This is a genomic window from uncultured Dokdonia sp. (assembly GCF_947492815.1).
Classification (GTDB): domain Bacteria; phylum Bacteroidota; class Bacteroidia; order Flavobacteriales; family Flavobacteriaceae; genus Dokdonia.
In genome coordinates, this window is sequence record NZ_CANLOB010000048.1 from 1 (window position 1) to 14,013 (window position 14,013).

Genomic DNA, 14,013 nt, shown 5'->3' on the forward strand with positions numbered 1-14,013 from the left:
TATGTTCTTACCTTAACAACAGATGCTACAGCGCCATGTACCCCAGCAACAGATACAGTGACAATCACAGTGGAAGAAGCACCTACGGTAGATGCAGGGCCAGCTACGGCAAGCATATGTTCAGATGAGATGTACACAGTTACAGGTGGGACATCAACTAATGGAACAATCCTATGGACCACCAGTGGAAGTGGTAGTTTTGATGATGACACGGCAGAGAATCCAGTATATACACCAAGTGATTTAGACATCTCAGCAGGCGTAGTTACCTTAACTAAAACAGTAACAGCTACAGGTGCATGTGCATCGAGCCCAGCAGTAGATACAGTTACTTTAACGATTAATGCACAACCTGATGCACCAATTTCAGGAGGGGATCAAACTGAATGTGAACAAAACCCTATTCAAACACTTACAGCAACAGCTACTTTAGTTAATGGAGATACTATTGTATGGTATGATGCAGCAACTGGAGGTGCTATTGTATCAGATACAGATATTATATTAAATAGTGTGGGTACGGTGACTTATTTCGCGCAAGCGGAAAACTCAACTACGGGTTGTATAAGTGCTACGCGTACTCCAGTAACACTTACTATTTTACCAGCTCCAGCAGCACCGATTACTTCTGGTGATATTACGGAATGTGAACAATCACCAATACAAACATTGGATGCAAATACAACGATTACACCTATTGCAAATACGACGGTCACTTGGTTTGATAGTGCAGTAGCAGGTAATATTGTTGCTTCTCCTATTTTAGATACGGTTGGAACCGTAACATATTATGCTGAAGCAACAGGAGGAAACGGATGTATAAGTTTAACTAGAATTCCCGTTACATTAACCATTACAGATGGACCTAATGATATTTCTGATCAAACAAATGTAGTTTGTAGTGATGTAGCTATTAATTTTGATCTTGCATCCCTTTCATCTGGAAGTACTTTTACATATACAGTTGCTTCTTCAGATCAAGGAAATGTTTCTGCAGGTCCAGATAGGACTACAGGGAGTACAGCAAATATTACAGATACGTACACAAATACAACTCCTAATCCAGTTACTATTACATATACTGTAATTCCAACAGGACTTTCTCCAGATAATTGCGTAGGAACATCATTTGATGTTGTGATTACTGTCAATCCAGAACCAGTAGTTTCTAACGCACTTGACGTTACAGTATGTAGTGACAGTCCAATAGGAGTGCAATTAGAAACAACAGCTACAAGTATTCCTGCGGTTAGTTGGGAATTAATAAGTGTAACTGTGCCAGCCGGACTTACAGCAGATTCAGGTAATGCCATACCAGCTTCTGGTCTTGCTGCGAATGCTATTGCAAATGATAGTTATACCAATACCACTGGAAATCCACTAACAGTTGACTATGTAGTTCAGGCGACCTGTCTTGCAGGATGTATAGGTGATACAGCAACAATATCTGTAACGATAGATACAGCACCAACAGTAGATGCAGGATCTGATGAAGAAATTTGTGCAGATGGTATTTCTTTTGATCTCTCAACAGCAACAACTCCTGCAACTTCTTCAGGAGGAACTATTGAATGGACCACTAGTGGGGATGGTGTTTTTGATAACGCTTTCGCGGAAACACCTACATATACTTTAGGAACTGCTGATATGAGTGCTTCCGTTGTCCAATTAACAAAAACAGTTACTGGAAGCGATACGTGTAGTACAGCAACGGTTTCAGATACGATGAATCTTACGATTAATCCATTACCAATGCCAACTATTGCAGCGCCTGTAAATATTTGTACAGGAGAACCTGCACTAGATTTAACAACAATAGTAACTCCAGATTTTACTACAGGTGGAATGGGTACTCAAATTACTATTGATGGCGTTGTAAACACACTATTTGATCCAGCAGTACAACCTGCAGGTCCTCATATCATTGAGTATACCTACATAGATCCTGTGACAGGATGTTCAAATAGTACAACTGCTACTATTATTTCATGTGCTCCTGAATTAGAGCTAGTAAAGACGAGTTCATATGAGGATACCAATGGAGATGGTGTTGTGAGTCCTGGGGATATGATTACTTATACGTTTGTGGTGACTAATACAGGTAATGTAACGGTAACGAGCATTGATGTAACAGATACGAACCTGACACCAAACTTGGTGGGTACGATTACGAGTTTAGATCCAATGGCTAATGCTACATTGACGGCGAGTTATACAATTGATCAAGATGATGTTAATGCTGGAGAGGTTATTAATGAGGCTGTTGCTAGTGGCGATGATCCAAATGGTAATCCAGTGAGTGATGATTCTGATTCTGGGAATCCTGCAGATGATACAGGCGCAGATGATGATGATACGGTAACTCCATTACCACTGAGTCCAGAACTTACTTTAGTAAAGAGTTCAATATATGACGCTTCGACCAATACGATTGAGTATACCTATACAGTCACCAATACAGGCAATGTAACGGTATTTGACATTACAGTATCAGAGACAATCTTCACAGGAACAGGGACAACCCCTACACCGGTATATACAGGAGGTGGTTTTGATATAGATTTAGAGGGAGATGCTTTTGATGCAAATCCAGGAGATGTATTACAATTTAGTGCGAGTTATACACTTACTCAAGAAGATATTGATGCAGGAATAGTAACTAATGAGGCGCAAGCTGATGGAACAGATCCAAATGGAGATGGTGTGATGGATGCTTCTGATTCTGGTAATGCTGGTGATGACACGGGAGCGGATAATGATCCGACGAATACAACAATTCCATCGGATGGAATGATTGTATTAGTTAAGAGTAGTACGTTTGTAGACAATGCACCTGCAGGACTTAATGTAGGCGATCAGATCGACTATGTTTATACAGTAGAGAACACGGGTAATGTAACTGTTGATGATATTACAGTAACCGAGACGAATTTTACAGGAACAGGAACTCCACCAGTACCGATGTATCAAATGGGTGGTGGTGATTTAGATGGAGAGGGTGATGCCTTTGATGCAGCCCCAATGAATATATTGACTTTTACAGCGAGTTATGTATTGACTCAAGAAGATATCAATGCAGGAATGGTTACCAATGAAGCATTAGCTACAGGACAAGATCCAAGTGGCAATGATGTGATGGATGCCTCTGATTCTGGTAATTCGGCAGATGATACAGGAGCAGATAATGATCCTACCACTACAGATTTACCTGTAATGAATGAGATTATTTTAGCCAAGTCTGTATCTACACTTACTGATACGAATGCTGATGGACTATTAGGTGAAGGCGATGAAGTGACGTATACGTTTACAGTTACTAATACAGGAAATACAACAGTTGATAATCTAACCATTACAGATACGACGATAGGCTTAGATGCAGCTGTGGTAGCACCTTCTAGTTTAGATCCTATGGAAGTAGGAACAGTTACAGCCATCTACACGCTTAGCCAAGATGATGTGAATACTGGAAATGTAGAGAACTCTGCGACTGTAACTGGAACAGATCCAGAAGGAAATGAAGTAAGTGATGTATCAGATAGTACGAATCCAAATGATGATGAAGGTCAGCCAGGGAACTCAGATGCAGATACAGATGATACGAATGATCCTACGAATTTACCAATACCAGCGACTCCTGAATTAGAGTTAGTAAAGACGAGTTCATATGAGGACACCAATGGAGATGGTGTTGTGAGTCCTGGGGATATGATTACTTATACGTTTGTGGTGACTAATACAGGTAATGTAACGGTAACGAGCATTGATGTAACAGATACGAACCTGACACCAAACTTGGTGGGTACGATTGCTAGTTTAGATCCAATGGCTAATGCTACATTGACGGCGAGTTATACAATTGATCAGGATGATGTGAATGCTGGAGAGGTTATTAATGAGGCAGTAGCTAGTGGCGATGATCCAAATGGTAATCCAGTAAGTGATGATTCTGATTCTGGGAATCCTGCAGATGATACAGGCGCAGATGATGATGATACGGTAACTCCATTACCACTGAGTCCAGAACTTACTTTAGTAAAGAGTTCAATATATGACGCTTCGACCAATACGATTGAGTATACCTATACAGTCACCAATACAGGCAATGTAACGGTATTTGACATTACAGTATCAGAGACAATCTTCACAGGAACAGGGACAACCCCTACACCGATGTATACTGGTGGTGGAAGTGATATAGATTTAGAGGGAGATGCTTTTGATGCAAATCCAGGAGATGTATTACAATTTAGTGCGAGTTATACACTTACTCAAGAAGATATTGATGCAGGAATAGTAACTAATGAGGCGCAAGCTGATGGAACAGATCCAAATGGAGATGGTGTGATGGATGCTTCTGATTCTGGTAATGCTGGTGATGACACGGGAGCAGGTGATGATCCGACGAATACAACAATTCCATCGGATGGAATGATTGTATTAGTTAAGAGTAGTACGTTTGTAGACAATGCACCTGCAGGACTTAATGTAGGCGATCAGATCGACTATGTTTATACAGTAGAGAACACGGGTAATGTAACTGTTGATGATATTACAGTAACCGAGACGAATTTTACAGGAACAGGAACTCCACCAGTACCGATGTATCAAATGGGTGGTGGTGATTTAGACGGAGAGGGTGATGCCTTTGATGCAGCCCCAATGGATATATTGACTTTTACAGCGAGTTATGTATTGACTCAAGAAGATATCAATGCAGGAATGGTTACCAATGAAGCATTAGCTACAGGACAAGATCCAAGTGGCAATGATGTGATGGATGCCTCTGATTCTGGTAATTCGGCAGATGATACAGGAGCAGATAATGATCCTACCACTACAGATTTACCTGTAATGAATGAGATTATTTTAGCCAAGTCTGTATCTACACTTACTGATACGAATGCTGATGGACTATTAGGTGAAGGCGATGAAGTGACGTATACGTTTACAGTTACTAATACAGGAAATACAACAGTTGATAATCTAACCATTACAGATACGACGATAGGCTTAGATGCAGCTGTAGTAGCACCTTCTAGTTTAGATCCTATGGAAGTAGGAACAGTTACAGCCATCTACACGCTTAGCCAAGATGATGTGAATACTGGAAATGTAGAGAACTCTGCGACTGTAACTGGAACAGATCCAGAAGGAAATGAAGTAAGTGATGTATCAGATAGTACGAATCCAAATGATGATGAAGGTCAGCCAGGGAACTCAGATGCAGATACAGATGATACGAATGATCCTACGAATTTACCAATACCAGCGACTCCTGAATTAGAGCTAGTAAAGACGAGTTCATATGAGGACACCAATGGAGATGGTGTTGTGAGTCCTGGGGATATGATTACTTATACGTTTGTGGTGACTAATACAGGTAATGTAACGGTAACGAGCATTGATGTAACAGATACGAACCTGACACCAAACTTGGTAGGTACGATTACGAGTTTAGATCCAATGGCTAATGCTACATTGACGGCGAGTTATACGATTGATCAGGATGATGTGAATGCTGGAGAGGTTATTAATGAGGCTGTTGCTAGTGGCGATGATCCAAATGGTAATCCAGTGAGTGATGATTCTGATTCTGGGAATCCTGCAGATGATACAGGCGCAGATGATGATGATACAGTTACACCATTACCACTGAGTCCAGAACTTACTTTAGTGAAGAGTTCAATATATGACGCTTCGACCAATACGATTGAGTATACCTATACAGTCACCAATACAGGCAATGTAACGGTATTTGACATTACAGTATCAGAGACAATCTTCACAGGAACAGGGACAACCCCTACACCGGTATATACAGGAGGTGGTTTTGATATAGATTTAGAGGGAGATGCTTTTGATGCAAATCCAGGAGATGTATTACAATTTAGTGCGAGTTATACACTTACTCAAGAAGATATTGATGCAGGAATAGTAACTAATGAGGCGCAAGCTGATGGAACAGATCCAAGTGGGAATGGTGTGATGGATGCTTCTGATTCTGGTAATGCTGGTGATGACACGGGAGCAGGTGATGATCCAACTACAACAGTGATTCCATCAGAGGCTAGTATGGAATTAGTAAAAACAAGTATGCTTATTGATGGTGGTGATGGTCTCCAAGCTGGAGATACGATTGAATATACATTTACAGTGACTAATACAGGAAATACTTCAATTAGTAATGTTGTCCTAAATGACCCGCTATTGGGAGGTGTTATCTCAGGACCTGCATCTGGTGACATCAATAATGATGATATTTTAGATACAACAGAAGTATGGACATATATGGCAACATATATGATTACACAAGATGATATTAATGTTGGAGAAGTAATAAATACGGCAACTATAGCGGGAGAAGATCCTTCTGGAGATATGATATTTGATGATTCTGATTCTGGTAATTCTGCAGATGACACAGGAGCTGATGATGATGATACAGTAACTCCATTACCAGTGATGGCTGAGATAGTTTTCGCGAAAGCGGTATCTGCATTAACTGATACGAATGGAGATGGAATCATAGGGGCAGGTGATGAAGTAACCTATACGTTTACGGTGACCAATATAGGAAGTGCAACTGTTGAAAATATAACAATTACAGACCCTGTTATAGGGCTTATGAGTGCTATTGTTAACCCAAGTACGCTTGCACCAACAGAAGTAGGTACTGTAATAGCAACATATACGCTTACGCAAGATGATGTAGATGCAGGAAATGTTGAGAACTCTGCCATCGCAAACGGTACAGATCCAGATGGTAATGATGTGAGTGATGTATCAGATAGTACAAATCCAAATGATGATGAAGGTCAGCCAGGAAATTCAGATTCAGATACAGATGATACGAATGATCCTACGAATTTACCAATACCAGCGAATCCAGCATTAGAACTTGTAAAGACAAGTGCTTATGTAGATTCAAATGGAGACGGTATAGTGAGTCCAGGAGATATTATTGTATATACGTTTGTAGTGACTAATACAGGAAATGTAACGGTAACAAGTATAGATGTTACAGATAGTAACTTAACTCCAAATTTAGTAGGTACAATAAGTAGTCTGGCTCCAGGTCAAAATGAGACACTAACGGCTAACTATTTTATTACACAAGACGATATTAATGCAGGAGAAGTAGTGAATGAGGCTGTTGCTAGTGGAGATGATCCAAATGGTAATCCAGTGAGTGATGATTCTGATTCTGGTAATCCAGCAGATGATACAGGAGCTGACGATGATGATACTGTAACGCCGCTTACAGGAGAACCGATGCTAACATTAATAAAAAGTTCTACACTTAATGTAGCTACAAATACAATTACGTATACATATGCTGTTGAAAATACAGGAAATGTAAATGTATTTGATATTACAATTACAGAAACCTTATTTACAGGGACAGGTACAATACCTACTCCGATGTATACTGGTGGTGGAAGTGATATTGATGGAGAGGGAGATGATTTTGATGCTAATCCAGGAGATATATTACTATTTACTGCAACGTATGTATTAACGCAGGATGACATTGATGCTGGTATTGTTACCAATCAAGCGGAAGCAAATGGACAAGATCCAACGGGTAGTACAGTATCTGACGAGTCAGATTCAGGAAATGATGGTGATAACACTGGAAATGATAATGATCCTACGAATACGATTATTCCACAAGATGCAAGTATGAACCTGAACAAAACAGGGCTGTTAGATGATGGAGGTGACGGAATACAACCTGGCGACACTATTGAATATACTTTTGTTCTTACAAATACTGGAACTACATCAATTAATAATCCTGTACTTAATGATCCGTTAGTTGGAGGTATTATTCCAGGTCCAGATTCTGGAGATGATAATAATGATGGTGTGTTAGATATTGATGAGACATGGATTTATACAGCTGTGTATACTCTACTTCAGTCAGATATTGATGCAGGAATGGTTGAAAACTCCGCAATCATTACTGGTGAAGCACCAAATGGAGAAACGGTAACAGATGCTTCTGATGACCCTAACGATACTACGAATACTGATCCAAACGGAGATGGAAATCCAGATGATCCTACAGTAATAGACTTTAGCTGTATGCCAGATATTTCACTATTTAAAGAAGATATTTCTTTTAGTGGTGATGCTACAAATCCAATGCCAGGAGATATTATCACTTTTGAGTTTACTGTTGTAAACACAGGTAATATAACATTATTGAATGCTGAAATCTTTGATGCATTACTTGGGGGATTTGTTGGTGAGTTTGAAGAAATTTTAGTCGGAGAGTCATTGACAACGACACAAGACTATGTAATTACACAAGCAGACATTGATAATGGAAGTGTCCTTAATACAGCTTTCGTTGAAGCTGATCCTGTTGGAGATGATTGTGATGAAGTAAGAGATGTATCTCATGATAGAGATTTTGCAACCAGTGGTGTTGATTCAGATGGTGATGGAGATCCAACAAATGATGTGTTAGTTGACTCTGATGGAGATGGAGATCCAGATAATGATACTGAAGTACTATTAGTACAGAATCCAGAAATTGTCATTACAAAAACATTTGTATACCTAGATACTAATGGAAATGGAGTAGTAGATTTGGGCGATCAGATACAATATAACTTTGTTGTTGTCAATAATGGTAATGTAACTGTAACCGATATTGTGATCAATGATCCATTGCTTGGCGGTATCGTAGGTGTGATTGATGTATTAACACCTTCTGACACAGGAAATGTTACAGCTACCTATAATCTTACGCAAGAAGATATAGATAATGGAGGTGTTACTAATACGGCAACAGCGGTAGGGAACGATCCTTTTGATAACGATGTAACTTCAAGTGATACAGTTGTATTTGACATTAATAATGAAAGTGAAATTACGTTATTAAAAGATGCTGAGCTTATAGATTCTAACAATAGTAATACGGTTGATGTTGGCGATGAGATTATATACACGTTCACAGTAACCAATACGGGGAATGTAACCGTAACTGATATTACAATTGACGATACTACTATTGGCGTAACTGGCCTTTCGATATCACCAAGTATCTTGGAACCAGGAGAAAGTGGTATCGCGATATTCAACTATGCATTAACATTAGACGATATTCAAGTAGGAATGATTATTAATACTGCTGTAGCTAATGGTATGGATATTACAGGAGAACCTATTACTGATATTTCTGATAGTACAAATCCAACAGATGATACTGGAAGTGATGATGACCCTACAGTAACCTTATTTGAAGTAGCGAGTATTTCTCTTGAAAAAGAAGGAGAATATATAGATGCTAATCAGAATAATATTGTAGATCAAGGAGATCGTATAGATTATACATTTACGGTAACTAATACAGGAAATACTCCATTATTTGATGTAACCATCTTAGATTTATTGGTAGATGTAGAAGGAGGGCCTATTAATCTTGCTATTGGAGAGGTAGATAGTTCTACATTTACAGCTAGTTATATCTTAACTAATGAAGATGTGGTTAACGGAAGTGTTGAAAACACGGCTACGGTGAGTGGTTTAACAGCAGATGGAGCAATTGTTTCAGATACTTCTGATGATCCTACAGATAGTACAAACGTAGATCTTAATAATGATAATGAACCAGACGATCCTACTATTATTATTCTAGATGTATCACAAGACCTAGAGATATTCAACGAGATTTCGCCTAATGGTGATGGCGTCAATGATACGTTTGTGATTGAAGGTCTACAAAATTTCCCTAATAATGTACTACGTATTTACAATAGATGGGGTAATGAAGTCTTTCAAGCAGCTAATTATCAAAATGACTTTGATGGAACATCAAATGGAAGAGCTACTATAGATAGAAATAAAAAATTACCAATCGGCACGTATTATTACATCCTAGATCTAGGCGACGGTAGCGAAGGACGTGCAGGATGGTTATACATAAATAGATAATTGAAATAGTATTATATAGTTAAATAAGATATACAATGAACATACATCTTAAATTATTAATAGGTTTCTGTGTAGCGGTATTGTCTATGCAAGTAACTTTTGCGCAACAAGACCCACAGTTTACGCAATATGCATATAATACGTTAGGCGTAAATGCGGCGTATGCAGGATCTCGAGGTCATGCAACAGCTTTAGGCCTAATTAGAACCCAGTGGGTTGGCCTTGATGGCGCTCCCAAAACACAAACATTTACGATTGACTCTCCGTTAAATGAGCGTGTAGGACTTGGTCTAGCGGTCATAAATGATGAACTTGGACCTTCAAGAGAAACATATATAGACTTAAACTTTTCTTATACCATACAAACATCAGAAACCAGAAGATTATCTTTTGGAATTAAAGGAGGAGGACGTTTCTTAGATATAGACTTCACAAGAGGAAATGCTCAAAATTCTAGTGATGTTTTATTTCAAAATAATGTAAGCGAAGTGCTTCCTACAATAGGAGCTGGAATTTACTGGCATAGTGATAAGAACTATATTGGTATATCAACACCAAACTTACTTACTAATCAAACGTATGATGACATTCAACAAACCGTTGCCGCAGAAAGATTACACTTATTTATTATCGGAGGAATCGTAACAGATTTAAGTTCTGATATTAAATTTAAACCTGCATTTTTGGTAAAAGCTGTATCTGGTGCTCCTCTTATTGCAGACTTATCAGCAAACTTTATGTTTTATGAAAAATTGAGATTAGGTGTTTCATATAGATGGGATGATTCTGTAAGTGGATTAGCTGGATTTCAGCTTACTCCTCAATTACTCTTAGGATATTCCTATGATTATACGACAACAGAGTTACAGCGTTTTAACACAGGAAGTCACGAAATTGTACTTCGTTTTGATCTTATTTCTAATGGTAGAAAACTAAAATCTCCACGTTTCTTTTAAATTTTATAAACACTATGAAAAAGTACATTTCGATACTACTCCTTTTCCTTTCTGTCTCAACATTTGCACAGAAATCATACGATAAAGCTGATAGGTTTTTTAGTCAAATGCGCTATGTAGAAGCTGCAAAAGTGTATGAAAAAGGCATTGACCGAGGAGATAATTCTATAGAAGTTCTTCAAAAGGCGGGAGATGCTTATTATTTTAATACAGATATGGAACAAGCTAATAAATGGTATGACATCCTTATTAGTAAATATCGGGATGAAGTACACCCAGAATATCTGTTTCGTTTTGCACATACATTAAGAGGAATAGGGAATTATAAATCTGCAAATAAATGGATGAAAGCTTTCGCGAAAGCGTCTAATAAAGAAGATAAACGGATCAATGATTATGCACAAAAAGAACAAACTTTATCGGATGTAATGGCCATACCTCCTGCTTTTGAGCTGAAAAACATTGATATTAATACGGAGTATTCTGATTTTGGACCTACCTATTACGGCAGTAAACTTATTTATTCTTCAGCTATAGATACTTCATATTATGTAAAACGCAGGTATCACTGGAATAAGCAACCTTTTTTAAATTTTTATGAAGGCCAAATTAATGCTACAGAGACAAATGTAAAACGGGAACGCCCTTTTTCTAAAGCGCTGAATACAAAGTATCATGAAGCGACACTAGCTTTTACAAAAGATCACAAACGTGTTTACTTTACTCGTAATAATTACAACGGTGATTTAAAACGTGATAAAGAAGGAGTAAATCACCTTAAATTATATACAGCTACTCGTAATGATAGTACCGATAATGATTGGGATAATATAAAGGAACTTCCTTTTAATAGTGATGCGTATTCTGTAGGGCACCCTACATTAAGTACAGATGGTAAAAAATTATACTTTGTTTCCGATATGCCAGGAAGTATTGGAGCCACAGATATATTTGTTGTAGATATAATGGATGATAATACATACTCAGAGCCTAAGAATCTAGGACCAAAAATTAATACCTCTGGTAGAGAAATGTTCCCTTTTATGACCGAGAATGTATTATATTTTGCATCAGATGGGCATTTAGGAATTGGAGGACTTGATGTTTTTGAGAGCGCTATATCAGCAGCATCTTTTACAACACCTCAAAATTTAGGGTTACCGCTTAATAGTAATTTGGATGATTTTGGTTTTATAGTAAATGACACTAATGAACAAGGATTTGTGTGCTCTAATCGAGAAGGAGGGGTAGGAGATGATGATATTTATGCATTTAGAAGGATAAAACCAGAAGAATTTGAAGATATTATAGCAGATAATTGTCAGCAGTCTGTAAAAGGATATGTTAGTAATACAAGAACAAGAGAGCGCATTTCTGATGTGACAGTTGCTCTTTACAATAAAGATGGTGTAAAGCTAACACAAACTCAAAGTAAAATAAACGGAGATTACGAGTTTAATTTTGATTTAGACTGCAGTGAGCGTTATGAAGTACGTCTAGAAAAATTAGGTTATAATTTAAATAATAAGGTTTTTGTTACTTCTAGTATCTCAGAAGAAACAATTATACCTCTAGAATTAGAAACTATAGATGAATTAATAGTTGAAGATAATGGAGTTCTAAAAATAAAAGTTGGTATTATATTCTTTGATACTAATAAGAGTTACATTAGACCTGATGCTGCTGTAGAACTTAATAAAATTGTAACGCTCATGTTACAACAACCAGATATCAATATACGGGTAGAATCACATACAGATTCAAGAGCTAAAGACAGTTATAATCTTGCACTATCACAAAGGCGAGCAAATGCCACAAGAGAGTATTTGATTAGGCAAGGAGTTACTTCATCTCGTATCATAGAGGCAAAAGGTTTTGGAGAAACAAAACTGATGAACACGTGTGCTAATGGAGTACCATGTGAAGAAGCCCAGCATCAATTAAATCGTAGATCCGAATTTATAATTGTAAAAATGTAATGTTAGATCCTCAGAAAAAAATAGAAAACTTGCAAACGGTCGAGTTAACAAATATCATAAGATCTTTATTGCATTTCATAGTAATTGACGGAAAGAATCATATAGATAAAAACATTAATAAAGAAAAGTATATAAAAAATTACTTGTATATATTATCAAAATCGATAAATGGTGATAGCTCCATAGTTAATATGAAAGTTATTCATGACCAAATCGAAGAAGACTTAAATTTAATATTTAAAAATTAACTGGCTTTTTCAAATATTAATAATTTTAAACATCACTTACTCAACTTTGATAGAATACCTTAATTAAGGTGCTTTATTTACTTACTATTCTATATAAAAAATCAAAACCCAGATTTTATTCTTAATAAAAGAAATATGAAACTGATAATAAAAATAGCTATACACATATATGCTATTATTTTATAATATTTGACAGCTAGCAGAGTAGCTTCTCTAGATAAACGGCTATTGTACAATAATTCCATTAAAATATCCGTGTCTGAGTAGCTTTTTCTGGAATTTTCAAATCTTTTTTGATTATTAGATTTTTGTTTAGAAGGGTTTTCTTGTATCACGACAAAAGCAAGTTTTAAAGTAATTTCTTACAAATCTATTGAGAAATTCTTATATTTTAATGATGAGTTATTTTTTTATTTATATTCTTAAATTAAATCGTTAAAAAGTTATAAAAGTTTGATGAAATGTAATTTTCAAACTTAAAGTTTTCCATATGATCTTTTTTTAAAACTATTTAATTGTATTTCCTGTTCTCCCTTCTTGGGCTCGAACTGTTTACTTTCTTTAGATTATCTACTAGTATTAAAGCATAAAACATTTGACATACAGTATTTTGAATTTTATTCAGAAGAAATATTATAGTATGATTTTAGTGTCATAAATAATCAATTTTAGAGATATTGAGAGAAAATCATCAAACACCTTTCTGGACGAACTCGTTTCGCTCATCCATAGTAAACACAAAAGATTCGAGCGATTAAAACAAAAAAAGCCTTGATATTTATCAAGGCTTTTTTTGTTTTACCCCTGTCTCGTCCTGAAATATCGATACACTAAAACTTTAGTGTAATGAAAACATCAGTAAACACAGGAATTGTCAAACGC

General features: G+C 36.9%; 3 protein-coding genes. All 3 read left to right on the top strand.

Annotation, left to right across the window (positions count from 1 at the left end):
* Positions 1 to 129: 129 nt before the first annotated feature.
* From Q1A01_RS23175 to Q1A01_RS23185, 3 genes are read left to right on the top strand one after another with little or no spacing between them, the layout of a single operon-like run.
* Complete coding sequence (locus tag Q1A01_RS23175; RefSeq protein ID WP_299685823.1) at positions 130 to 9,948, top strand: gliding motility-associated C-terminal domain-containing protein; 9,819 nt, start codon at positions 130 to 132, stop codon at positions 9,946 to 9,948.
* Positions 9,949 to 9,983: 35 nt separating this feature from the next.
* Positions 9,984 to 10,904, top strand: coding sequence for a type IX secretion system membrane protein PorP/SprF (locus Q1A01_RS23180; protein ID WP_299685825.1), 921 nt, complete (start codon positions 9,984 to 9,986; stop codon positions 10,902 to 10,904).
* A gap of 14 nt (positions 10,905 to 10,918) precedes the next feature.
* Positions 10,919 to 12,883, top strand: a complete 1,965-nt coding sequence (locus Q1A01_RS23185) for an OmpA family protein (protein ID WP_299685828.1) — start codon at positions 10,919 to 10,921, stop codon at positions 12,881 to 12,883.
* Positions 12,884 to 14,013 lie beyond the last annotated feature (1,130 nt).

What these genes read in the sequence shown, in the direction of transcription:
- Q1A01_RS23175 (WP_299685823.1), top strand. Translation starts at nt 130, where the DNA reads ATGTACACAGTTACAGGTGGGACATCAACTAATGGAACAATCCTATGG.
- Q1A01_RS23180 (WP_299685825.1), top strand. Translation starts at nt 9,984, where the DNA reads ATGAACATACATCTTAAATTATTAATAGGTTTCTGTGTAGCGGTATTG.
- Q1A01_RS23185 (WP_299685828.1), top strand. Translation starts at nt 10,919, where the DNA reads ATGAAAAAGTACATTTCGATACTACTCCTTTTCCTTTCTGTCTCAACA.